Genomic DNA, 22,643 nt, shown 5'->3' with positions numbered 1-22,643 from the left:
CCCGCTTGGGCACCCGCTCGCTCAAGGACGGCGCGGAATCAGCACTACCTGGGCTGGCTGATTGCGGTGGATCTCGTGGGACTGCTGCAGGGCGAATTCGCTGTCGAGCTTATGGACGCGCTTGCCTAGCAGAGTCTTCAGCCACGGAGCGTCATCTTTGCGCGGCACCTGGAATACCACGTCACACTGGTAATTCACCACATCTGTGGCGATGTCATCCAGTTGTCGGCGCATTGCGCGAATATCTGTAGTTTTCAATGCCACGACGGTGCTGGGAGCGGTTGGGTCGATGAGCTTGGCCGCAGGACGCGCTTCGGCCGCCTTGAGGGCTGCTTCGGCCTTTTCCAGTTCGGCTTTGCGCGCCTGGGCGATGGCACCGTTGACGCCACCAGTCAATGCTGGGGCTTTGGGCATCAGGGCACGCGCGCGGCTCAGGGCTGTGGCGGCGGCGTTGACGTCACCTTTTTGCAGGACGATCTGGCTGCGTTGCAGATAGGCTTCGGCCAATTGCCGTTGATACTGCTCGACGCGGGCGTCGTTGGGCGCCTGAGCCTGCAGAGCGGTCAGTTGATCTTCGGCGGTGGCCAGCTCGCTGCTGGCGATGCTTTGCTCCAGTTGCTGCCAGGCATCGGCCTGGGCAGGCGTATCAGCGCTGTCGGTCGGGGCGCTGGAGCATGCAGCCAGGAACAGCGAAAACGCGGCAAGGAGCAGATAACGGGAGGAGAACGGCTTCATTCCTGCGTCTCTCTAAGTTTGCGCAAAAAGCGAGCAAGTCTACACCCAGTCCGCAGACTCGAAAATAAATCTTCAGGGCCCTGCATGATTTAAATGTCGCAGGGTGCAACCGCCGAAGCTGCACCCTGAGGCTCAGCGGCGGGGCAAGGCCAGGCTCAGCAAGAATAGCACTGCAGCGCAGACCACGATCGAAGGACCGGCCGGGGTGTCTTTGAACCACGACAATGCCAGCCCCAAGCATACAGCCGTAACCCCCAGCAGGCTGGCGCCCAAGGCCATTTGCTCAGGTGAGCGCGCGTGACGTTGCGCCGCAGCTGCTGGGATGATCAGCAGCGAAGTGATCAGCAACACGCCGACGATCTTCATGGCTACGGCAATTACCACAGCAATCAACAGCATCAGCGCCAGGCGCAGCGCCGCGACTGGCAGGCCTTCAACCATCGCCAGCTCTTCATGCACGGTGACTGCCAGCAACGGTCGCCAAAGCACGGCCAGCAACAGCAACACGACAGCACTACCGCCAAGAATCCAGGTCAGGTCGCCGGGGCTGATGGCCAACAGATCACCGAACAAATAGGCCATCAGGTCGATGCGCACATCGTGCATGAAACTCAGTGCCACGAGGCCAAGCGACAGGGTACTGGGAGCCAAAATGCCCAACAGGGTGTCGGAGGCTAGCGGCTGGCGCTGTTGCAGGGTAACCAGCAGCATCGCCAGCAACAGGCAGCCGACGGTGACGGCCAGCGCCGGGCTGATGTCCAGCACGAAGCCCAAGGCCACACCCAGCAGGGCAGCGTGAGAAAGGGTGTCGCCGAAATAGGCCATGCGCCGCCAGACCACGAATGACCCCAAAGGGCCGGCGACTACTGCCAGGGCCAGACCTGCGAGCAGGGCGTAAAGCAGAAAATCAGCCATGCTTGCAGTGTTCTCCATGTACGTGGCCGCCTTGGGCCGGTGCAACCACCGACCCGTGCAAGTCGTGGGCGTGGTCGTGATGGTGGTGATAGATCGCCAGGCTTGGCGCATTGCTGCCGAACAGCTCGACGAAGGCTGGATCGCCGCTGACCTGCTCCGGGTGGCCGGAACAGCACACATGACGATTCAGGCAGACCACCTGATCGGTGGTGCTCATGACCAGGTGCAGGTCGTGAGAAACCATCAGCACACCGCAGCCGTGGCGGTCGCGCAAACGGGTGATCAAGCTGTACAGCTCGGCCTGGCCGGCCACATCGACACCTTGAACTGGTTCATCCAGCACCAGCAGTTCAGGTTCGCGCAGCAAGGCGCGAGCCAGCAGGACGCGCTGCATTTCACCGCCGGAAATGGTCTGGATCGGGCTATCAATCACCTGTTCGGCGCCGACTTCGTTCAGCGCGCTTAGTGCGGCCGCGCGGTCGACGCCCGGCACCAGGCGCAAGAAGCGCAGCACCGACAGCGGTAAGGTGGCATCTACCTGAAGCTTCTGCGGCATGTAGCCAACCCGCAGGCGCGGTTTGCGCCAGACTTTACCGGTGTGGGGTTTGAGCAAGCCCAGAACGGCGCGTACCAAGGTGGTTTTACCCGCGCCGTTGGGGCCGATCAGGGTGACGATTTGCCCGGGCTCGACGGCCAGGTCGATGCTGTCGAGCACGGCTTGCCCGGAGAACGTTACGCCAACCTGTTCGAGGCGAATCAGCGTATTGCTCATCAGGCGCTCCGGCAGTTGCCGCACAAGCCGACAACTTCGACGGTCTGCGCTTCAACGCTGAACCCGACGTCATTGGCGCTGGCGACGATGGCATTGCTGATGCTGGTTTGTTCCAGCTCAATCGCCACATGACATTCACGGCAGATCAGGAACTGTCCTTGGTGGGCATGTTCCGGGTGACTGCAGCCGATGAAGGCGTTGAGCGAGGCGATGCGGTGCACCAAGCTGTTTTCCAGCAGGAAATCCAGAGCCCGGTAGACGGTTGGTGGCGCTGCCCGACGCCCATCCTGTTCGCTCAACACTGCCAGAATGTCATAGGCCCCTAGGGGTTTATGGCTCTGCCAGACCAGTTCCAGTACGCGTCGACGCAAGGCAGTCAGGCGCAGGCCCTTGCGAGTGCACAGCACATCAGCCTCTGCCAGGGCGCTGTGTACGCAGTGGGAGTGGTCGTGGGGACGGTTGGCCAGCGGGGTTATAGGCATGAGCGGCGACGGTTCCGATTAGAGACGTTATTATGTTACCTGTTCCTGTCCCTGTGAGTGGTCATCGTGTCCCGATTTTTTACTCTTTTTGTCGCTTTTATCGCCACTATGGTGATGGCCCAGGCACAGGCCGAAGTCCGTGTCCTGACCAGCATCAAGCCTCTGCAGCAGATCGCTGCAGCGGTTCAGGACGGTGTCGGCAGCCCCGAAGTGTTGCTGCCACCGGGCGCTTCACCACATCACTATGCCTTGCGTCCTTCAGATGTGCGGCGAGTTGGTGATTACGAGTTGCTGTACTGGATCGGGCCCGACATGGAAGGCTTCCTGCCACGCGTGCTCAAGGGCCGTAGCAAGCCCAGCGTGGCCGTGCAGGATCTGCCTGGCTTGCACCTGCGCCATTTCGGTGAAGACAGCCATTCCCATGACCATGATGACGATGCCGACGAGCATGATCATGACCATCGCCCCGGCAGCCTTGATGCTCACCTGTGGCTATCGTCGGCCAATGCCCGAGTGATTGCCGCGAAAATGGCAGCTGATCTCAGCACCGCTGACCCTGCCAATGCCGCTCGCTACCAGAGCAACCTGAAGGCTTTTGGTGAGCGTCTGGATGCGTTGGATGCGCGCCTGAAGAAGCGTCTGGCGGGTATCAGCGGCAAGCCGTTCTTCGTGTTCCATGAGGCGTTCGACTATTTCGAGTCGGCGTATGGTCTCAAGCACACTGGTGTGTTCAGTGTGGCTGCCGAAGTGCAGCCGGGCGCCCAGCATGTGGCGGCCATGCGCAAGCGCTTGCAGGACGTGGGCAAGACCTGTGTATTCAGTGAGCCGCCACTGCGCCCGCGCCTGGCCGAAACGCTTACAGCTGGTTTGCCGGTAACCCTGGCGGAGCTGGATGCCTTGGGCGGGACTGCGCCGGCCAGTGCTCAAGGGTACGAGCAACTGCTGGAGAAGTTGGGTAATGATCTGGCGGGGTGCCTGGAAAAGCTATAGTGCTGTAATCGCGGGGCAAGCCCGCTCCCACATGACCTGTAGGAGCGGGCTTGCCCCGCGATGGGCTTACAAAGCAAACGGCAAGGCAATCTCTACGCGCTGGCGTGCAGCCAGGCGCACTTCAAAATCAGCCGGGTCATGAATCAGCACGTCCATACCGGCAAACGATTCGGCAGCGATCAGGCGTGACAACCAGAAACGCACGCAAGCGATGCGCAGCATGATCGGCCACACATGCGCCTCTGCCGAGGTGAATGGGCGCAGCTTCGCGTAAGCACCCAGCAGTGCCCGCGCCCGCGGCGCATCGATCAACCCGGCGTCGTCACAGCACCAGTCGTTGAGGGTGATCGCCAGGTCATAGAGCATCGGCCCTGAGCAGGCGTTATAGAAGTCGATCAGGCCGGTCAGGTGAGTGCCTTCGAACAGCACGTTGTCGCGGAACAGGTCGGCGTGCAGGTTAGCTCTGGGCAGGGCCATGATCTGCGCTTTGTGCTCAGCGATTTCGTCCAGGCAACCCTGCAGCAACTGGCGTTGTTGCGTGTTCAGACGCGGCATCAACTCGGCACCGGTTTCCAGCATCCAGTCCAGACCACGGTCGGTTTTGCGCTCCAGCACCTTGTCGCGTGTGGCCAGGTGCAGGTGGCCGAGCAGTTCACCAATCTGTACGCAGTGCTGGTTGTTGACCTCTTTAATGTGCTTGCCGGGCAGCCGCGGCTGCAGCAGCGCAGGCTTGCCGGCCAGCTCGCGCAGGGCTACTCCATCGTTGCCGCGCAATGCATAAGGCACGGGCAGATCGGCTTCGTGCAGCACATCCAGCAGCTCGATGAAGAACGGCAGGTCCTGGATGGGGCCGCGTTCTACCAGTGTCAGCACGTACTCTCCCTGTTCCAGACTGACAAAGAAGTTGCTGTTCTCGGTGCCAGCGGCAATGCCCTGGAAGTCCCGTAGGCGGCCCAGGCCGTATGGCGCCAGAAAAGTTTCCAGCTCAGGCCGGGTCAGGGGGGTGAAGACTGACATGATCAAAAATTGCCCATACGGGCACTTCTGCAGGGAAGTGCCAGGTTGATGTAAAAGGTACGGCTTACTTCCACTCGAAGATTTTCCACGAGGGGATCAGCATGTCGGGTTGGTCGGAGCGAACGAAGTTGCCGTCCGAGCCATCTGCGCGCACCAGGAAATAAGGTTTGCCGCCTTTCGGGGTGACCTTGATTGCATACAGGAAGCCATTTTGACGGTATTCCTGAATGGTTTTGTCGCCTTCCGTGCGAATGGTTACTTCCGGGTCAGCCGATGGCGCGTCATCCGCAGCCAGAGCGACAACCGGTGTGACTGCAAACAGGCTGAGCAGCAACAGGCGATTTAGTGTGCGCATGATAACCTTGTCCCTTTGTCGTCAATGTTCCGGACATTCTAGCGCCGGGCCCGTCGAAAAGGTTGATTCTGCTCATGAGCCAAGCTCCCCTCGTCCTGGTGGACGGTTCCTCATACCTCTACCGCGCCTTTCACGCGTTGCCGCCGCTGACCACGTCCAAGGGCATGCCGACCGGTGCGGTCAAAGGCGTGCTGAACATGCTCAAGAGCCTGCGCAAACAGTACCCTGACAGCTTGTTCGCGGTGGTCTTCGACGCTAAAGGTGGCACCTTCCGCGATGAAATGTTCGCGGAGTACAAAGCCAACCGCCCGAGCATGCCTGACGATCTGCGCGTGCAGATCGAGCCGTTGCATGCCAGTGTGCGCGCGTTGGGCTATCCGTTGTTGTGCGTCGAGGGTGTTGAAGCCGACGACGTGATCGGCACCCTGGCGCGCAGCAGCGCCGCAGCCGGTCGCCCAGTCATCATTTCAACCGGTGACAAGGACATGGCGCAGCTGGTGGACGGTCACATTACGCTGGTCAACACCATGACCGGTAGCGTCCTCGATGTCCCTGGCGTGCATGAGAAGTTTGGCGTCGGTCCTGAGCACATCATCGATTTTCTTGCGCTGATGGGCGACAAAGTCGACAACATTCCCGGTGTTCCGGGTGTGGGTGAAAAAACTGCCGTGGGGTTGCTGACCGGTATCGGTGGCGGCCTGCGCGACCTGTACGAGAACCTCGACAAGGTGCCCGGTCTGGCGATTCGTGGCGCCAAAACGCTGCCTGCCAAGCTGGAAGAACACCGCGACGCGGCGTTTCTGTCTTATGAACTGGCGACCATCAAGATCGATGTGCCGCTGGACGTTGAAGTGGATGCATTGGTGTGCGGTGAGCCTGACCGCGAAGCACTGCTTGAGCTGTACACCGAGATGGAGTTCAAGAGCTGGATCGATGAGGTGCAGCGCGACGCCAAGCGGGCTGGCCTGGAGATCGTTGCTGAAGCGCCTGAGGAAGTGGTCGAGGCGAAATACGAAACCATCCTCGATCAGGCTCGTTTTGAGGCCTGGCTGGAAAAGCTGCATAATGCGCCGCTGTTCGCCTTTGATACCGAAACCACAGGCCTGGATGCGCAGCAGGCGCAACTGGTAGGGCTTTCGTTCGCGGTGCAAGCGCATGAAGCCGCTTACGTGCCGTTGGCTCACACCTACTTGGGCGCACCTGAGCAACTGGACCGTGACCGTGTGCTACTGGCGCTCAAACCGCTGCTCGAAGACCCGAAAAAGCTCAAGGTCGGCCAAAACGCCAAGTACGACATGAACATCTTGGCCAACTGCGCCATTGGCGGCGACATTGCCAACGGCATCCAGATGCAGGGTGTGGCCTACGACACCATGCTCGAGTCTTATGTGCTCGACTCCACCGCCACCCGTCACGACATGGACAGCCTGGCACTCAAGTACCTGAACCACACGACGATCGGCTTTACCGATATTGCCGGTAAGGGTGCCAAGCAGTTGACCTTCGACCAGATCAATCTGGAGCAGGCCGGCCCTTACGCCGCTGAAGATGCGGATGTCACTCTGCGCCTGCACCAGGCATTGCAACAAAAGCTGGCCAAGACGCCGAGCGTGCTGCCAGTGCTGAACGAAATCGAAATGCCACTGGTCCCTGTGCTGGCGAAAATCGAGCGTCAAGGCGCGCTGGTCGATGCCAAGCTACTTGGCATCCAGAGCATTGAACTGGGTGAGAAGCTGGTTCAACTGGAACAGGAAGCCTTCGAAATCGCCGGTGAGGAGTTCAATCTCGGCTCGCCCAAGCAGTTGGGTGTCATCCTCTATGACAAGCTGGGCATGCCGGTGCTGAACAAAACCGCCAAGGGCCAGGCGTCGACGGCCGAAGCCGTGTTGGCTGAACTGGCCGAGATGGATTACCCGCTGCCCAAGGTGTTGATGCAGTACCGCTCCCTGAGCAAGCTCAAAAGTACCTACACCGACCGTTTGCCAGAGCAGATCAACCCACGCACCGGGCGAATTCACACCTCCTACCAACAGGCAGTGGCAGCTACCGGTCGTTTGTCGTCCAGCGACCCGAACCTGCAGAACATTCCGATCCGCACCGCCGAAGGCCGACGTATCCGCCAGGCGTTCATCGCGGCGCCTGGCTACAAGCTGCTGGCGGCGGACTATTCGCAAATCGAGCTGCGGATCATGGCCCATCTGGCTAAAGACGAAGGTCTGTTGCACGCCTTCCGCAACGACCTGGACGTGCACCGGGCAACGGCTGCGGAGGTTTTTGGCGTCGATCTGGCCGATGTCACCACTGACCAGCGCCGCAGTGCCAAAGCTATCAACTTCGGCCTGATCTATGGCATGAGCGCCTTTGGCCTGGCCAAGCAGATCGGCGTCGACCGCAAGCAATCGCAGGCCTACATCGACCGCTATTTTGCCCGCTACCCCGGCGTATTGGCTTATATGGAGCGCACGCGTGCGCAGGCCGCTGAACAAGGTTTTGTTGAAACGCTGTTCGGTCGTCGCCTGTACCTACCGGACATCAATGCAAAGAACCCGGCCTTGCGCAAAGGCGCAGAACGCACGGCGATCAACGCGCCGATGCAGGGTACTGCGGCCGATATCATCAAACGGGCCATGGTGGCAGTGGATAACTGGCTGACTGATTCGGGCCTGGACGCCCGGGTTATCCTGCAGGTGCACGACGAACTGGTGCTGGAAGTGCGCGAAGACCTTGTTGAGCAAGTGCGTGAACAAATTCGTCCACACATGAGCAACGCGGCAACGCTCGATGTACCTCTGTTGGTGGAGGTCGGAACAGGGGCAAATTGGGACGAAGCGCACTAAAAATGCCGCTAAATGTTGGGAAAAGCTGCGACATATCGTCGCGGCTTTTTTGAGGGGAAAAGTGCAGGTTGTAAAAATAACCGGGGCTATCGCAAATAGTTTCAAAAACGTTGGAACTAAACCGGTGAACTGCGACTCAGAGTAACTGAATGGCTGGTGAAGCCCTTCGATGCTCCTATGTTGTGTTAAGTGTTGGCAGATATCTGGACCCCGCCCTAGCGGTCCGGAACTTGAACCCCGAACTTCCCCCTCCCCATACGAAGTCCGGGGTTTTTTTTGCCCGGCGTTTGCCGGGCAGCCCTTATTCTGCGGGCTTGTCTGCCAGTTCCATCCAGTTCGCCAGCACGCCGTAGGCTTCTTCCAGGCCTTGGCGCTTCGGCGCCGAGAACAGCTGGATGGTTACGGCATCTCCCCAGCCTTTACGGATTTCCGACTGAACCTTCAGTAGGGTGTTTTTCGCGGCACCAAAGGTCAATTTGTCGGCTTTTGTCAGCAAAATGTGCATAGGCATGCCCGCGGCCTGGGACCAGTCGAGCATCATTTTGTCGAAGTCGGTCATTGGATGGCGCACGTCCATCATCAGGATCAAACCCTTCAGGCACTCACGGCTGCCCAAGTAGGCTTCCAGGTGCTTTTGCCAGTGTTGCTTGAGCGGAATCGGTACTTTTGCATAACCGTAACCCGGCAAGTCGACCAAACGCCGTTCATCGTCCAGACTGAAGAAATTCAGCAACTGGGTACGCCCCGGGGTTTTCGAGGTGCGGGCCAGGCTGGCGTGGGTCAGGGTATTCAGGGCGCTGGACTTGCCGGCGTTGGAGCGGCCCGCGAAGGCTACTTCATAACCCTGGTCGTCCGGGCACTGGTCGACCTTGGCAGCGCTGAGAGCGAATTTGGCCTGTTGGCAGAGACCGAGGATGGGGTTTTTGACTTGCATGGTTTATCCGGTTGGGCGTTGCGCGAGGGGGTCTCGGCAAGCGGTGTCGTTTCCGTTTCAGTAACGGGAGTATATAATGCCCCAGTTTTTGTGTGCGCATTATCCCGGCGTAGGAGGATGTGCACGGGGGCGGTTGATTCAAGCTTGCGCGGTAGAACGCAGTGCAACCCCCAACCCTGAAAGGTCGTTCGTATGACGAAATGGCTGCTTGCTGCAGGTGTCTTGATACCGTTGTTCAGCGCTCAGGCTACACAGGATCCCCAGGCAGTGTACAAGCGAGCATGTGCCGCTTGCCATGCCGGACAGCTACCACAGGCACCGCAACCGGGTGACCGGGCAGCATGGGAGCCACGGCTGGCGCAGGGGATGGAGACGCTGGTGAAGCATGTCACACAGGGTTTTAAGGCTATGCCGCCGCGTGGATTGTGCATGGACTGCAGTGCCGAGGACTACCAGGCGATCATCCTGTGGATGAGCCGGAGTCCCGATACATAACTCTTTCACCCTTAGCCGTAGTTGGATTAGCTGATGAACAAACTACTCGTGAGTCTGCTGTTGACCTTGGGCGTCACTGGTGCAGCCAATGCCGCAGAGCCTATCAAAGGGGATGCCGCTGCTGGTCAGGCCAAAACTGCTGTATGTGGCGCCTGTCACAATCCGGACGGCAACAGCCTGGCGCCGAACTTCCCGAAACTTGCAGGCCAGGGTGAGAAGTACCTGGAAAAACAATTGCACGACATCAAGTCGGGCAAGCGCACCGTGCTGGAAATGACCGGCATGCTCGCCAACTTCAACGATCAGGACATGGCCGACATCGCTGCTTACTTCGCTAGCCAGAAGGGCAGCGTGGGCGCGACCGATCCGAAGCTGGTCGAGCGCGGTCGTGCCCTGTTCAACGGTGGTGATATCGAGAAAGGCCTGCCAGCTTGCACCGGTTGCCACTCGCCTAACGGCGCAGGCATTGCCCTGGCCGGCTTCCCGCACCTGGGTGGCCAGCACTCGCAGTATGTGGCCAAGCAACTGACTGACTTCCGCGAAGGCAACCGTACCAATGACGGTGATGCCACCACCATGCGCACCATTGCGGCCAAGCTCAGCAACAAAGACATCGAAGCGCTGTCCAGCTACATTCAGGGGCTGCACTGATCCGCGCATTAACGCTGGGTTAATACTGCGGTGTAATGATGAAAAGGGTGGCTTAGGCCGCCCTTTTTTGTGCCCGCTGCCGTTACACTAACGAACTCGGGCCCGCTTCGACCTGTCTTACTGCAGGTCGTGTCGAGGCGACCAAATAGATTGCTCAGGAGTGAAGCATGCGTAATTTGATTCTCAGCGCCACGCTGGTCGCTGCCAGCGTATTCGGTATGACCGCCCAGGCTGCAGAGCCAGTAGCGGGTAAGGAGTATGTCGAGCTGAGCAACGCGGTACCGGTGTCGGTGCCCGGCAAAATCGAAGTGGTTGAGCTGTTCTGGTACGGCTGCCCACATTGCTACAACTTTGAGCCGTATGTGAATAAGTGGACCGAGAAGCTGCCAGCAGACGTCAATTTCAAGCGCGTGCCTGCCATGTTCGGCGGCGCATGGGATGCTCATGGTCAGATGTTCCTGACCCTTGAAGCGATGGGTGTAGAACACAGCGTTCATGCTGCTGTTTTCGATGCTATTCAGAACCAGCGCAAGCAGTTGACCAAGCCTGAAGACATGGCTGACTTCCTGGCCACCCAGGGTGTCGACAAGGAGAAGTTCCTGGCCACCTTTAACTCCTTTGCTATTAAAGGCCAGGTGCAGAAAGCTAAGGAACTGGCGAAGAAGTATGAAATCACTGGCGTTCCAAGCATGGTCGTCAACGGTAAATATCGCTTTGACTTGGGTACCGCTGGCGGTCCGGACGGCGTCCTAAACGTAGCTGACTCCCTGATCGAAAAGGAGCGCGCCGCCAAGTAAGCGGCGCTCACCATGCGTCGTTGGAGAGCTGAGCGAGGCGTTGGCCTGCACGATCCGCGGGTCAACGAACATCATCTGCAGGCCAATGGTCTGCCGGAGGATGGTCGCCTGCGTCTGCTCAGCTTCAACATCCAGGTGGGTATCAACACTGAGCGTTACCGGCATTATCTGACCAAGAGCTGGCAGCATCTGCTGCCGCACACTGGGCGTGCCGGTAACCTGCAGAAGATCGGCGATCTGCTCGGCGATTTCGATTTAGTGGCCCTGCAGGAAGCCGATGGCGGCAGCATGCGTTCCGGCTACATCAACCAGGTTGAACACCTGGCTCAGCTCGGTGCCTTTCCTTATTGGTACCAACAGCTCAATCGCAACCTCGGGCGTCTGGCCCAGCACAGTAACGGTGTGCTCAGCCGGCTCAAACCCCAATTGATCGAAGACCATCCCCTGCCCGGCCCAGCTGGACGTGGGGCAATCCTGGTGCGCTTCGGTGAAGGTGAAGACGCCCTTGTAGTGGTCATGATGCACCTTGCGCTGGGCTCCAAGACCCGTGTCCGGCAGTTGGCCTATATCCGTGAGCTGATTGGTGGCTATCGCCATCAGGTGCTGATGGGTGACATGAACACCCATGCCAATGACCTGCTGGAGCACTCTCCCCTGCGGGATTTGGGGCTGGTTGCGCCGCAAGTGCAGGCAACCTTCCCCAGTTGGCGCCCACAGCGCTGCCTTGATCATATTTTGCTCAGCCCAAGCCTGACCCTGGAACGGGTCGAGGTGTTGGCACAGCCCATTTCCGATCATCTTCCGGTCGCGGTTGAGATTCGTTTGCCTGATGCCCTTACTGTGGATACGCTGCCCGCTTTGAGCTAATTGCCATCACCCCTTTGTGGACCCAGGCATGACCGACGAAGCCCAGCGCTGGAAAGAAAAGTACCTCAAGAGTATCGAACAGCAAGAGAAGCTCGAGCGCCGTTGGGAAGCCCGCCTCGACCTGTTGCGCCGTGGTCTGGTGCGTAGCACGCTGGCTGCCGAAGGCAGCGACCGGGCGGTGGATCAGTGCATGAAAGAGATGCGCGAAGTCATCCGCACCGACAACATGGACGCCGCCCTCGCCGGGTTGATCCCGCGACTGGAAAAGGCCGTGCTTGATTCCGAGCAGCGCCGCGAAACTCGCATTGGCCAAGTCAGCACGGCCCTGAATGCGCTGGTGAGCCAGTTGCAAAGCTTGCCTTTGCCCAGTGACGTCAGCCGGCCTTTGAAGAAACTGGCCAAGCAGGTCGAAGTCCGCGCCAGCCAGTCTCGCGAAGTGCCTTTGCTGCTGGGGGAACTGAGCAATTTACAGGGGCAAGCATTAGCGGCGCTTGAGCGCCCTGAAGACGCGCATCGTCCTGGTTTTTTGCAGCGTTTGTTTGGCACCCGTGAAACCGAGGCGCAAGCGCTGCAACCTGCTATGGCGGGTGCTGGGCCGATTGTGTCTGAGGTCTTTGAGGTGCCTGCGCCGGTATCACGGGCTCATGAAAGCACCGAGCCCCAAGCACAAGTACTTGCCGATGCCGACGAACTGCAACCCCTGGAGGCCAACCCGGAAGGTGTTGCCGAAGCAGTAGAACACGCAACGGTCGAGACGCAGGTCTGCGACGAACCTGTGCCTGAAAGCTGTCCGCCCGACAAACCCGAGCCTGTGCTTGAAACCGAGGTGGCTGCGTCGCTCGATCAGCCTGAAGCCCCAAGCGAAGCCGAGCTGCTGGCGCAACCCGAACACCCTGAGGATGAGCCGGAAAGTCGCGAGCCTGAGGTCGCACAGGCGCTAGAGGAAGATCCTCAGTACGCCCTGCCCGATAGCACCGAGCCTTCCTACAGTTCGGTTGCGGCACACATCGAAGAGACCCTGTTGGGTCTGCTCGATGACCTGACGTTACCCGAGCGTTACAAGGCCCAGGCCCAGTCCTTGCGGGCGCGCCTGGAGCACGGCCTGAACTGGTATGAGCTGCTGCCGGTGCTCGATGACCTGGCGGTGCTGATGCTGGCGATCAACGACAGTGGTCAGCATGAGTTCGAGGCCTACCTGCAGCAACTCAACGAGCGCCTGGAGTCATTTCAGAGCCACTTGCATGAAGCCAGTGAAGGCCATGCCGACAACAGCTCGGCGGCACGTGATCTGGACAACCAGTTGCGTGAGCAGGTCGATGGCCTGCAAAGCAGCGTGCAGGGTGCGGCTGACCTGGGCAGCCTCAAGCACATTCTGGAAAAACGCCTCGAAGGCCTGCTCGGTACCATGGACGAGCATCAGCACAAGCGTGACCAGCGCGAGCAAGACATGGCCAACCGCTTGCAGGGCCTGGCCGAGCGCGTCGCCAGCATGGAGCAGGAGGCCATGGGCTATCGTGAGCACTTGGAAGAACAGCGGCAAAAAGCCCTGATCGACCCCCTCACCGGCCTGCCGAACCGCGCCGCGTGGTCTGAGCGGGTAGATCAGGAAGTGCTGGAGTGGCAGGAAAGCGGAGGCCATCTGTTGATGGCAATCCTCGACCTCGATCACTTCAAGCGTATCAATGACAGCTACGGTCACCAGGCGGGTGACAAAGTGCTGAAAATCGTCGCCAGCGTGCTGCGTAAGCGGCTGCGCAGCCGAGATTTCATCGCTCGTTTCGGTGGTGAAGAGTTTGTCTTGCTGATCCCGCAGACAGCTCTGACTGCAGGCTGCCAGTTGGCGGAAAGTCTGCGTGCAGCCATTGAAGCGTGTCCGTTCCACTTCAAAGGTGAGCGGGTGACGATTACGCTGTCGATCGGGATCAGTGCGTTTCGCAGCGGCGAACGCAGCGAGATCGTACTCAAGCGTGCCGATGAGGCGCTGTATCGGGCGAAACATCTCGGTAGAAATAGAGTTGAACAGGGCTGAGTGGCGCCCGCGAGGATACGTTATGCTATTGCATTACAAGTCATCACATGTGCCCTTTTCCATGAAAGCCATATTCACTGCGCTCCTGCTGCTCGCCCTGGCAGGCTGCAGCAGTGGCCTGCGGATTGACCGCAGCCACACGTCGGTCAACCAGGACAACCGTATCCAGTTCGTCGTCCTGCACTACACCAACGCCTCGCTGGAGCGCTCCCTCAAGCTGCTGACGCATGGCGAAGTCAGTAGCCATTACCTGGTTGGTGATTCTCCTGCGACCGTTTATCAACTGGTCGATGAAAGCCGCCGTGCCTGGCATGCTGGCGACAGCCAGTGGGATGGCCGTACCTGGCTGAACTCCAGCTCCATTGGTATCGAAATCGTTAACCCAGGATTCACCGACACCCCGACCGGGCGTGTCTGGCACCCTTATACCGAAGCGCAAATCGAAGCGTTGATTGCGTTGCTCAAAGATATCGTCAAACGCAACAACATCCAGCCGCGCTACATCATTGGCCACAGCGACATCGCGCCAGCGCGCAAACTCGACCCGGGTCCGCTGTTTCCCTGGAAGCGCCTGGCTGATGCTGGCCTCGGCGTCTGGCCGGATGCGCGCGCGGTAGCCCAACAGCAGGCGCGGTTCAGCGTCAATCCGCCGAGCATTACCTGGTATCAGCAGCAACTGGCGCGCTTTGGCTATGCCATCGAGCAGACCGGCGTCTACGACGTGAACACCAAGCATGTAATCGCGGCGTTCCAGATGCGATTCCGCCCTCAGCGTTTCGACGGTGTGGCGGACGCGCAAACTGCAGCCATGCTGCAGGTGCTCAACAGCCGTTAAGCAACGGCGCCGCCAAACGGGCAGGCTGACTTCATCAGCAGTTGCTATACCTCTTGGTATTCAACTGGATGCTTCTTAATGTCATCTGCCCTTGCCGTGCTGCGCCACTTGCTTTACCGCCCCTGGTTACTGGCCACACTTGCGGCTGCGGCCAGCGCAGCGCTGTTGCTGGTTGCCAGTATCGGTGTCGCGATGCACCAGATGCAGCAAAGCGAAAGTGAGCAGATGAACGCCAAAGGCGAGCGTTTTCTCGAACGGCTGGAGCAAATCTTCGGGCAACTGCGTGAAGGCGTCGATGAGCTGCAGGCACAACCCCTGCGCGGTTGTGATGCGGCAATGCTGAGCATGCTGCAACAGATTGGCTTCAGGTACCGCTTTGTTTATGAAGCCGCCTATGTCGATGGCACGATTGCCTGCTCCAACCGCATAGGCGAGCGCACCATCAATCCCTTACGACCTCCGGACATTCAGGGGCCGACGTACAGTTATTGGCTCAATACCACCAATGAGCCTGATGACAATATTGCGGCATTGATGTTGGGCCGAGGCAAATTTCTGGTGGCGACCTCTCGTGGCCATTTGACCGATGTAGTCGACTTGCCTCCGGAAGGCAGCTTGCTGGTGGTATTGGACAACGGTGCACGTGCCGTACCGGTGTTAGGCCCACCCCAGGCCTGGCCACCTTCGGCAAATTGGCCGCCGAACTCCATGGATGCGTTGCTGGAGTTACCCGACCGCTTGATTTACCGCATGTCGACCAAGTCGCCAGATTATGAGTTGGTGTTGATTGCGCCCCGGGCCAGCTTGCCCTTGAAGATGAACGGTGTGCTCTGGCTGCTGTTCCCCGGCAGCCTGGTGTTGGCCTGGTGTATTGGCTGGCTGGTGCTGCAGTTGGTACGCCAGCGCCGCTCGATGAGTTCCGAGCTGCAGGGTGCGCTGCGCCGTGGTGAGCTGCAGGTGTTGTACCAGCCTATCTTCGAGCTCAATAGCCGCCGCTGTGTGGGCGCTGAAGCATTGGTCCGCTGGCGTCGTCCTGATGGCACCTTGACCAGCCCGGATTTATTCATTCCCTTGGCGGAAAATACCGGCCAGATTCGTCAGATCACCGATTTTGTTTTGCAGCGTGTCCTTGAGCAGCTGGGGCATTTGTTACGCGCCAACAAGCACCTTTATATCTCGGTCAACCTTGCCGCCTGCGACGTGATGGTACCCAGAATTGGCCGGGTCGCGGCACGTTTGCTGGCCATGCACCATGTCGCTGCCAGTCAGATTGCGTTTGAGGTCACCGAGCGCGGGCTGATCGATGTGGTCGTCGCCCGTGACAACCTGCAAGCGCTGCGCGAAGTCGGTCATCAGGTACTGATCGATGACTTCGGTACAGGCTATTGCAGCCTCGCTTACCTGCAGACCTTGCCAGTGGATTGCTTGAAAATCGACAAGGCTTTTATCGACGCGCTGGGACATGATGCTGCCAGCAGCGGTGTGGCGCCCCATATCATCCGTATGGCTCACGCGTTGCAATTACGTGTGATCGCGGAAGGTGTCGAGTACGAAGATCAGGCCATGTTGCTCAACAGTGAAGGCGTGAATTATGGCCAGGGCTGGCTGTTCGCCCATCCTCTGAGCGCCCGGCAGTTCGTTGAGTTGGTTACCCGTGGCCGGCGTGCCGCTGCGCGGCGCTTCGATGACGAGGCGTAAGGCAGCAGCCATTTAGACCGGTAGGGCCATATAAAACTGTGTGCCTTGCCCCGGGCGCGAGTAAACACCCATACGCCCACCATGCAGTTGGATGATCTCCTTGCAAAGTGCCAAGCCAAGCCCTGCCCCGCCTTTCTTGCGTCCGACCTGAACGAAGGGTTCGAAGATCCGCCCCTGCTGGCTGTAAGCAATACCTTCACCACTGTCTTCAATGCTGATAATCACCCGCTCGGCATGACGTCTGGCGTGCAGGCGAATGTTTCCGGCAACCGGGGTGTGACGCACGGCATTGTCCAAGAGATTGTCCATGACCCGGTCGAGCTGCAGGCAGTCGGCCTGGATGTGCGGCAGTGGCGGTACCAGTTCTACCTGCAGTTGGATCTGCTTGTCGCCTGCAGGCCCGGCAAAGCGTTCGCAAGCCCTGGCCAGTAGTTCATCAATGGCACAGGGCATCAGTTCGAGTTTTTGTTGGCCGCTCTGGTAGCGGGAGAAGTTCAGCAGGTCATTGATCAGTTGTGTCAGGCGTTGCATCTCTTCGCCGATGGTCTCGAGCAGATCGGTCTCTCGCGCCTGTGGGGGGAAGTCCAGGCGCTCGCGCAGCAACCCGAAGGCCATGTGCATACCGGTGACTGGCGTACGCAGTTCGTGAGAGGCACGCAAGACAAACTCACTGCGCACACGCTCGAAGGCACGTTGTTCGGTGACGTCGCGCAGCACCATGACCGCGCCGAGAATCTGTCCGTCAGGGTGACAGACCGGCGTCAGCTGATACGCCAGCAGGCGAGGTTCTTCATCGATATCGAAGCTCAGGTCTACTGGTGCCCGATCCAGATTGGTGCCGCGCAGCACCTGTTGCAGTTGTTCATCCAGCTCCGGCCGTTGCAGCGCTTCGCCCAAGCCCTTGCCCAGATGGCTGTCATTCCAGCTCAGTTGCCGCTGGGCGACTGGGTTGATGTGTTCCAGATGACCTTGGCGGTCGATGATCAACAAGCCATCGTCGATGCTGTCGAGTACCGCTTGCAGGCGCTGCTGCCCAGCGAGCAGCTCATCGATATTGGTTGCCTGATGTTTGCTCAGGGCCTCAGCCATCAAACCAAAGCGCCGGGTTAGCAGGTTCATTTCCACGGATTGAGACACTGGCAAGGTAACCTTGAAGTCACCCTGGCCTATCTGGTCGGCGGCTTTGGCCAGTGCTTCAATTGGCTGACCGAAGCGCCGGGCAATGCCGTGGGCAGTGACGAAGCCCAGGATCAGCACGCTCAAGCCTACCAGGCCAAGCAAACTGGATATCAACAAGGCCCGGTCATAGGTCACCTGTTCACTGTGGTTGATGTGATCCAGTGCGCGTTTATGGGCGCCGAGCAGATCGTTGCGCAGCACACCGAAGGCTTTACCCAGTGGTTGCTCGGTGCCCAGGCCGAGAGCGGGGTTGACGGTGTCGCGATACGCCTGGAGGTAGTGTTGGTAGTGTTGAGTGGTGTCGGCAAAGTATTTGCTGGATTCGTGGTCCTGCTCTTGTTGGATGCCCTCGTTCAACAATAGCTGGAACTGCGTTTGCAAACCTTCTATCGCGGTTCGATCCGCCGATTCGGTGAGCATCAAGGTGAGTTGTTCACCGAGGTTCTGTCGTAGCTTCAGGCCAAGGTCCAGGGTGGCGGTGTTTTCCCGGATCAGGGCCTGTTGCGAGCTGGCCATCTGCAGGACACTCACCAGGCCCAGTAACAGACCAAGCAATGCCACGGTGATCAGCGCCGAAATGCTGAGAAAAAGCCGCGTACGCAGCTTCATCATCGCCCATTTCATAGGTTGTACTGCTTACGCTTGCGATACAGGGTGGAGGCATCGATCCCCAGGGTTTTGGCGGCTTGGTCCAGGGTTTCGCTGGTGGCCAGCACGGCTTCGATGTGGGCGCGTTCCAGTTCATCGAGGCTCAGGGCAGCGCCGATACGTGGCGCATTGTTGGTGGCTTGCTCGCCCATGCCAAGATGGCCGAGCTCGACGCGTTCCTGTGGGCAGATGATGCTGGCACGTTCCACCACGTTGCGCAGTTCACGGATGTTTCCCGGCCAGCGGTAATTGAGCAGTGCAGCCCTCGCTTCGTCGCTGAATCCGCGGGCGGGCCGCGCATACTCTTTGACGAAGCGTGCCAGGAAGCGATCGGCAAGGGTCAGGATATCTTCGCTGCGTTCGCGCAGAGGCGGCAGGTGCAAAGTGATGACATTCAGGCGATACAACAGGTCTTCGCGGAAGCGCCCTTCGCGGACCATGTCCTCAAGGATAAGGTTAGTGGCGGCCAGAATGCGCACATCGGCACGTCGTGTAACCGGGTCGCCGACCCGTTCGTACTCTTTGTCCTGAATAAAGCGTAGTAACTTGGGTTGGAGAGTCAGGGGGAAATCGCCGATCTCGTCGAGGAATAAGGTGCCGCCATCAGCCTGGTTCACCCGACCCAAGGTGCTTTCGCTGGCTCCGGTAAAGGCGCCGCGGCTATGCCCAAACAGCTCGCTCTCCATGAGTTCGGCAGTGAGTGAAGGGCAGTTGATCGTTACACAGGCTTTGCGGGCGCGCTTGCTCCAACCGTGAATGGCTCTGGCCAGCTCGCCCTTGCCGGTGCCGGATTCGCCGAGAATCAGAATATTGGCGTCAGTGGTAGCGACCTGGCGAGCGGTCTCCAGCACCGCCATCATCGCGGGGCTATGCGAATCCAGCCCGTCTTTGCTTTTCTTTACTTCACCTTCCAGCGCTTCCAGCCGAGCTGACAGTTGGCGTATTTCTAGCTGCTTGGCCGCAGCCAGGCGTAGCTGGTCGGGGCTGCAGGGTTTCACCAGATAGTCGGCCGCGCCTGCCTGGATCGCATCAACTGCTGTGTCGACCGCCGAGTGAGCCGTGACGATAACGATGCGCATCCAGGGTGCTTGGATACGCATTTGTGCCAGTACATCCAGGCCATTGTCTTCACCCAGACGCAGGTCGAGGAAACACAGATCGAAGACCTGGCGCTGCAGCAAGGTTTCGGCCTGAGCGGCACTGTTGGCAGTGGCAACGCTATAGCCTTGGTCTTCCAGGCAGTAACGGAAGGTACGCAGGATGGCAGATTCGTCGTCGACCAACAGGATACGGCCTTGATGTTCCTGGGTTGACTCCATTTCCTACGCTCCTTTTAAGAATGTTCTCTATTAGTGCCGGAGAAATCGGGCAAGTTGCATGCTTTTTTCTGATTTATTTCGTTTCCTGCATGGTAGCCGTTGGCCTACGACATATCTAACCCGCCTCAGCGTCGACTTCGGCACCTGAAAGTCACCTCAGCTGTGGTGGGGGCCGGCCAGCGCATCATGCAAATCGCACGACCCTTCAGCAGCCATCGTGCAGGATACGCCCCGTACGAACGCATGCCATGCTTCTAACGTGTTGATTCAATTCAGCTTTTATTTTTACAAAAGCCTGGCATGCACAGTGCAACACCTCTTGCAGACAACAATGAATGCGGCAGGAGGAGTTCAGCATGATTCGGCATCCCGCCACCCTCGCGCAGGTTTCTCCACTTCAATTGCGCCAGGGGCTGTTCTTTAGCTTGGCCTTGCTGCTGACGCTCATTGCCGGTCAGCTCTATCACCACTGGCAGCACGCTCAGGTGGTTCGTGCAGTACCTGAGCACGTCACCCTGCTGCACAAGGCATCCGTTTCAGCACCCAGGCTGCAGATGCAGTCGCGGCCTGCAGCGCTGAGCAGCACCTCGGATGAAGTCAGCCCAGCGCAGCAACGCTGGGTGTTCTGAGCGCCAGTAGACGGTTTCTTTCAAGAACGGTAAGGAGAATCACCATGTTAAGTTGGGCTATCACCTTCCTGATTATCGCGATCATCGCCGCCGTGCTGGGCTTTGGTGGCATAGCCGGTGCAGCGACCGGTATTGCGAAGATCCTATTCATTGTTTTCCTGGTGCTCTTCGTGGCGTCCTTCTTCTTTGGCCGCGGTAGAGGCTGAGCATGAACAGGTACTGAGTGTGACTGGACACTTATGTACATATATAGAAGCTGAACCTTTTTTGATTCCAGGCTTCTATGTTGTGCCCGCCTGAGGAAGGCCGGCACATGACCAAGGGGCTGGGCTGCTCTGATTGTTCCAGGATCGGAGAGGCCTAGAGGTACATGGAGTGCCTCCGATGAGGGCCGGGTCGGGTGAAGCGGTCACGGGAGTTTCAGGTCTGGCGGTTCCCATCAGAAGGGGATGCTTGAACTGGCTTCCGTATCGCTTTGGAAATTGTTCGCCTCCTATCGAATTTTTCGAATGCTCCCGCCAAGTACGTCAAGGCACATTTCAGTGCGACCGTATATCGATATTTTTTCACCCTCCTACGTTGCCCGATCCGAGGTGATTTCACGCATTCGGATTGTCGAACAACGCCCTTTCACACTCAGCTGGATACGTCCAAATCTGCCGAAATGTGGCGCTTTGGCCATCGTCGGAATTCCGAACGCCTCTCGCGTAACCCTCTGGGACGCTCGTTTTGGCTCGAAAAGATCATGCCGATTCGGCATAGGCTAGTCGTTTACGGCATTAGACGCTCCCCCCTCACGTGGGAATAGTTGCGCCTTTTTTCGCTGGCCTGAGCGTTCAAACGCTCGCTCGCGGTGACCTTCTACGGAGTCACCTGCCGACAGCCATCAACGACCAGAAGTCACTGGAAACAGCTCTGGATCGCGGTTGTTAGCTAGGTGCCCGTGGCCACTTGAAGAAAAGGTAATGATATGAAGAAGGCAAAGCTAAGCCTCGCCTGGCAGATCCTCATCGGTCTGGTATTGGGGATTGCAATTGGCGCTTTACTGAATCATTTCAGTGCAGAAAAGGCATGGTGGATCAGCAACGTCCTGCAACCTGCCGGTGACATCTTCATTCGCCTGATCAAGATGATCGTCATCCCGATCGTGATTTCGTCGCTGATCGTGGGTATCGCCGGAGTTGGCGATGCGAAAAAACTGGGCAGTATCGGCCTCAAGACCATCATCTACTTCGAGGTGGTGACAACCATCGCCATCGTGGTCGGTCTGGTGCTGGCTAACCTGTTCCACCCAGGTGCCGGTATCGACATGAGTACCTTGGGCACCGTCGATATTTCCAAGTATCAGGCTACTGCCGCAGAGGTTCAGCATGAGCATGCGTTCATTGAAACCATCCTCAACCTGATCCCGTCGAACATCTTCGCAGCGCTGATGCGTGGCGAAATGCTGCCGATCATCTTCTTCTCGGTCCTGTTCGGCCTGGGCTTGTCGAGCCTGCAGGCAGAGATTCGCGATCCGCTGGTGAAGACCTTCCAGGGCGTCTCCGAAGCCATGTTCAAGGTCACTCACATGATCATGAACTACGCGCCAATCGGTGTGTTCGCGCTGATCGCGGTGACTGTTGCCAACTTCGGTTTCGCTTCGCTGTTGCCACTGGCCAAGCTGGTGCTGCTGGTTTACTTCGCCATCGCCTTCTTCGGCTTCATGGTGCTGGGCCTGATTGCTCGTCTGTTTGGTTTCTCGATCCTGAAGGTGATGCGCATCTTCAAGGACGAACTGGTTCTGGCCTACTCCACCGCCAGTTCGGAAACCGTACTGCCGCGCGTTATCGAGAAGATGGAAGCCTATGGTGCGCCGAAAGCCATCTGCAGCTTCGTGGTGCCGACCGGTTACTCGTTCAACCTTGACGGCTCGACCCTGTACCAGAGCATCGCGGCCATCTTTATCGCCCAGCTGTACGGTATCGATCTGTCGATCAGCCAGCAGTTGCTGCTGGTATTGACCCTGATGGTTACCTCCAAGGGTATTGCCGGCGTGCCAGGCGTGTCTTTCGTGGTACTGCTGGCTACGCTGGGCAGTGTGGGCATCCCGCTGGAAGGTCTGGCCTTCATCGCTGGTGTCGACCGCATCATGGACATGGCCCGTACCGCCCTCAACGTTATCGGTAACGCCCTGGCCGTGCTGGTTATCGCACGCTGGGAAGGCATGTACGACGACGCCAAAGGTCAGCGCTACTGGAACTCGCTGCCGCACTGGCGCAGCAAAGAAGCCGCCCCTGCCGGCAAGACTGCCAACCACTAATGTTGCACGTTGGCTAAACGAAGAGCCCCGACCTGGTCGGGGCTTTTTCGTTCCGGTAGGAGCGGGCTTGCCCCGCGATAGCGGTTTGTCAGACACACCATATCGCGGGGCGAGCCCGCTCCTACGGTTTTCCGCAGCGGCGGCTACCGCTATCATT

The 22,643-nt window shown here is 58.8% G+C and carries 21 protein-coding genes; 12 read left to right on the top strand and 9 right to left on the bottom strand.

Annotation, left to right across the window (positions count from 1 at the left end):
* Positions 1-21: 21 nt before the first annotated feature.
* The 4 genes from E1573_RS10750 to zur form a co-directional block, all read right to left on the bottom strand.
* Positions 22-735 carry a PA5502 family lipoprotein gene (locus E1573_RS10750; RefSeq protein ID WP_133213439.1) on the bottom strand — a complete coding sequence of 238 codons (714 nt, stop codon included), beginning with the start codon at positions 733-735 and terminating at the stop codon, positions 22-24.
* Positions 736-867: 132 nt separating this feature from the next.
* Positions 868-1,650: a zinc ABC transporter permease subunit ZnuB gene (gene znuB / locus E1573_RS10745; protein WP_133213437.1), complete on the bottom strand. Its 783-nt coding sequence runs from the start codon at positions 1,648-1,650 to the stop codon at positions 868-870.
* Positions 1,643-2,422 carry a zinc ABC transporter ATP-binding protein ZnuC gene (znuC, locus tag E1573_RS10740; RefSeq protein WP_133213435.1) on the bottom strand — a complete coding sequence of 260 codons (780 nt, stop codon included), beginning with the start codon at positions 2,420-2,422 and terminating at the stop codon, positions 1,643-1,645. Before znuC ends, znuB begins: the two co-directional genes overlap by 8 nt.
* Positions 2,422-2,904, bottom strand: coding sequence for a zinc uptake transcriptional repressor Zur (gene zur, locus E1573_RS10735; RefSeq protein ID WP_133213433.1), 483 nt, complete (start codon positions 2,902-2,904; stop codon positions 2,422-2,424). Before zur ends, znuC begins: the two co-directional genes overlap by 1 nt.
* Before the next feature lie 66 nt (positions 2,905-2,970).
* Here zur and E1573_RS10730 point away from each other — a divergent pair, with 66 nt between their 5' ends.
* Positions 2,971-3,894 carry a zinc ABC transporter substrate-binding protein gene (locus E1573_RS10730; RefSeq protein WP_133213431.1) on the top strand — a complete coding sequence of 308 codons (924 nt, stop codon included), beginning with the start codon at positions 2,971-2,973 and terminating at the stop codon, positions 3,892-3,894.
* Positions 3,895-3,960: 66 nt separating this feature from the next.
* Here E1573_RS10730 and E1573_RS10725 read toward each other — a convergent pair whose 3' ends face one another.
* Positions 3,961-4,911, bottom strand: coding sequence for a homoserine kinase (locus E1573_RS10725; RefSeq protein WP_133213429.1), 951 nt, complete (start codon positions 4,909-4,911; stop codon positions 3,961-3,963).
* A gap of 64 nt (positions 4,912-4,975) precedes the next feature.
* On the bottom strand, positions 4,976-5,266 hold the full coding sequence (locus E1573_RS10720) for a DUF2782 domain-containing protein (protein WP_133213427.1): 291 nt from the start codon (positions 5,264-5,266) through the stop codon (positions 4,976-4,978).
* A 74-nt stretch (positions 5,267-5,340) separates the two neighbouring features.
* Here E1573_RS10720 and polA point away from each other — a divergent pair, with 74 nt between their 5' ends.
* Positions 5,341-8,103, top strand: coding sequence for a DNA polymerase I (gene polA, locus E1573_RS10715; protein ID WP_133213425.1), 2,763 nt, complete (start codon positions 5,341-5,343; stop codon positions 8,101-8,103).
* Positions 8,104-8,404: 301 nt separating this feature from the next.
* Here polA and yihA read toward each other — a convergent pair whose 3' ends face one another.
* A complete protein-coding gene (gene yihA / locus E1573_RS10710; protein WP_133213423.1) occupies positions 8,405-9,037 on the bottom strand; it encodes a ribosome biogenesis GTP-binding protein YihA/YsxC in 633 nt (210 codons plus the stop codon).
* Between the two features lie 192 nt (positions 9,038-9,229).
* On the opposite strand from yihA, the gene E1573_RS10705 reads away from it, so the two are divergent.
* From E1573_RS10705 to E1573_RS10675, 7 genes are all read left to right on the top strand, one after another.
* Positions 9,230-9,532: a cytochrome c5 family protein gene (locus E1573_RS10705; RefSeq protein ID WP_133213421.1), complete on the top strand. Its 303-nt coding sequence runs from the start codon at positions 9,230-9,232 to the stop codon at positions 9,530-9,532.
* Positions 9,533-9,565: 33 nt separating this feature from the next.
* A complete protein-coding gene (locus E1573_RS10700; protein ID WP_133213419.1) occupies positions 9,566-10,183 on the top strand; it encodes a cytochrome c in 618 nt (205 codons plus the stop codon).
* Positions 10,184-10,350: 167 nt separating this feature from the next.
* Positions 10,351-10,980 (top strand): thiol:disulfide interchange protein DsbA, encoded by a 630-nt coding sequence (gene dsbA / locus E1573_RS10695; RefSeq protein ID WP_133213417.1) that lies wholly within the window; start codon positions 10,351-10,353, stop codon positions 10,978-10,980.
* A gap of 12 nt (positions 10,981-10,992) precedes the next feature.
* Positions 10,993-11,847, top strand: a complete 855-nt coding sequence (locus tag E1573_RS10690; RefSeq protein WP_133213415.1) for an endonuclease/exonuclease/phosphatase family protein — start codon at positions 10,993-10,995, stop codon at positions 11,845-11,847.
* A 28-nt stretch (positions 11,848-11,875) separates the two neighbouring features.
* Complete coding sequence (locus tag E1573_RS10685; RefSeq protein WP_133213413.1) at positions 11,876-13,876, top strand: GGDEF domain-containing protein; 2,001 nt, start codon at positions 11,876-11,878, stop codon at positions 13,874-13,876.
* A 61-nt stretch (positions 13,877-13,937) separates the two neighbouring features.
* Positions 13,938-14,711: an N-acetylmuramoyl-L-alanine amidase gene (locus E1573_RS10680; RefSeq protein ID WP_133213411.1), complete on the top strand. Its 774-nt coding sequence runs from the start codon at positions 13,938-13,940 to the stop codon at positions 14,709-14,711.
* A gap of 78 nt (positions 14,712-14,789) precedes the next feature.
* The gene (locus E1573_RS10675; RefSeq protein WP_133213409.1) at positions 14,790-16,409 is read left to right on the top strand and encodes an EAL domain-containing protein; all 1,620 of its coding nucleotides are present in this window, start codon (positions 14,790-14,792) and stop codon (positions 16,407-16,409) included.
* Positions 16,410-16,421: 12 nt separating this feature from the next.
* Here the strand turns inward: E1573_RS10675 and E1573_RS10670 are convergent, their stop codons facing one another.
* Together E1573_RS10670 and algB are read right to left on the bottom strand one after the other, a co-directional pair.
* Positions 16,422-18,212, bottom strand: a complete 1,791-nt coding sequence (locus tag E1573_RS10670; RefSeq protein WP_133213407.1) for a KinB sensor domain-containing domain — start codon at positions 18,210-18,212, stop codon at positions 16,422-16,424.
* Positions 18,209-19,555, bottom strand: a complete 1,347-nt coding sequence (gene algB, locus E1573_RS10665) for a sigma-54-dependent response regulator transcription factor AlgB (protein WP_133213405.1) — start codon at positions 19,553-19,555, stop codon at positions 18,209-18,211. The genes E1573_RS10670 and algB overlap by 4 nt, the downstream gene beginning before the upstream one ends.
* A 356-nt stretch (positions 19,556-19,911) precedes the next feature.
* Here algB and E1573_RS10660 point away from each other — a divergent pair, with 356 nt between their 5' ends.
* The 3 genes from E1573_RS10660 (at position 19,912) to gltP (ending at position 22,486) form a co-directional block, all read left to right on the top strand.
* Positions 19,912-20,184 (top strand): hypothetical protein, encoded by a 273-nt coding sequence (locus E1573_RS10660; protein WP_256659516.1) that lies wholly within the window; start codon positions 19,912-19,914, stop codon positions 20,182-20,184.
* 44 nt (positions 20,185-20,228) lie between these two features.
* Positions 20,229-20,390 (top strand): DUF1328 domain-containing protein, encoded by a 162-nt coding sequence (locus E1573_RS10655; protein ID WP_008092060.1) that lies wholly within the window; start codon positions 20,229-20,231, stop codon positions 20,388-20,390.
* 764 nt (positions 20,391-21,154) lie between these two features.
* Positions 21,155-22,486, top strand: a complete 1,332-nt coding sequence (gene gltP / locus E1573_RS10650) for a glutamate/aspartate:proton symporter GltP (RefSeq protein ID WP_133213401.1) — start codon at positions 21,155-21,157, stop codon at positions 22,484-22,486.
* The last annotated feature ends 157 nt before the right edge of the window (positions 22,487-22,643 follow it).

It is taken from the genome of Pseudomonas sp. H9 (assembly GCF_004353925.1).
Classification (GTDB): Bacteria; Pseudomonadota; Gammaproteobacteria; order Pseudomonadales; family Pseudomonadaceae; genus Aquipseudomonas.
Note: the sequence above shows the minus strand (reverse complement) of the source record. Positions and strands in the feature narration are given on the sequence as shown.

Coding starts and splice junctions, on each gene's coding strand:
- E1573_RS10750 (WP_133213439.1), bottom strand. CDS start 735: ATGAAGCCGTTCTCCTCCCGTTATCTGCTCCTTGCCGCGTTTTCGCTG.
- znuB (WP_133213437.1), bottom strand. CDS start 1,650: ATGGCTGATTTTCTGCTTTACGCCCTGCTCGCAGGTCTGGCCCTGGCA.
- znuC (WP_133213435.1), bottom strand. CDS start 2,422: ATGAGCAATACGCTGATTCGCCTCGAACAGGTTGGCGTAACGTTCTCC.
- zur (WP_133213433.1), bottom strand. CDS start 2,904: ATGCCTATAACCCCGCTGGCCAACCGTCCCCACGACCACTCCCACTGC.
- E1573_RS10725 (WP_133213429.1), bottom strand. CDS start 4,911: ATGTCAGTCTTCACCCCCCTGACCCGGCCTGAGCTGGAAACTTTTCTG.
- E1573_RS10720 (WP_133213427.1), bottom strand. CDS start 5,266: ATGCGCACACTAAATCGCCTGTTGCTGCTCAGCCTGTTTGCAGTCACA.
- polA (WP_133213425.1), top strand. CDS start 5,341: ATGAGCCAAGCTCCCCTCGTCCTGGTGGACGGTTCCTCATACCTCTAC.
- yihA (WP_133213423.1), bottom strand. CDS start 9,037: ATGCAAGTCAAAAACCCCATCCTCGGTCTCTGCCAACAGGCCAAATTC.
- E1573_RS10705 (WP_133213421.1), top strand. CDS start 9,230: ATGACGAAATGGCTGCTTGCTGCAGGTGTCTTGATACCGTTGTTCAGC.
- E1573_RS10700 (WP_133213419.1), top strand. CDS start 9,566: ATGAACAAACTACTCGTGAGTCTGCTGTTGACCTTGGGCGTCACTGGT.
- dsbA (WP_133213417.1), top strand. CDS start 10,351: ATGCGTAATTTGATTCTCAGCGCCACGCTGGTCGCTGCCAGCGTATTC.
- E1573_RS10690 (WP_133213415.1), top strand. CDS start 10,993: ATGCGTCGTTGGAGAGCTGAGCGAGGCGTTGGCCTGCACGATCCGCGG.
- E1573_RS10685 (WP_133213413.1), top strand. CDS start 11,876: ATGACCGACGAAGCCCAGCGCTGGAAAGAAAAGTACCTCAAGAGTATC.
- E1573_RS10680 (WP_133213411.1), top strand. CDS start 13,938: ATGAAAGCCATATTCACTGCGCTCCTGCTGCTCGCCCTGGCAGGCTGC.
- E1573_RS10675 (WP_133213409.1), top strand. CDS start 14,790: ATGTCATCTGCCCTTGCCGTGCTGCGCCACTTGCTTTACCGCCCCTGG.
- E1573_RS10670 (WP_133213407.1), bottom strand. CDS start 18,212: ATGAAATGGGCGATGATGAAGCTGCGTACGCGGCTTTTTCTCAGCATT.
- algB (WP_133213405.1), bottom strand. CDS start 19,555: ATGGAGTCAACCCAGGAACATCAAGGCCGTATCCTGTTGGTCGACGAC.
- E1573_RS10660 (WP_256659516.1), top strand. CDS start 19,912: ATGATTCGGCATCCCGCCACCCTCGCGCAGGTTTCTCCACTTCAATTG.
- E1573_RS10655 (WP_008092060.1), top strand. CDS start 20,229: ATGTTAAGTTGGGCTATCACCTTCCTGATTATCGCGATCATCGCCGCC.
- gltP (WP_133213401.1), top strand. CDS start 21,155: ATGAAGAAGGCAAAGCTAAGCCTCGCCTGGCAGATCCTCATCGGTCTG.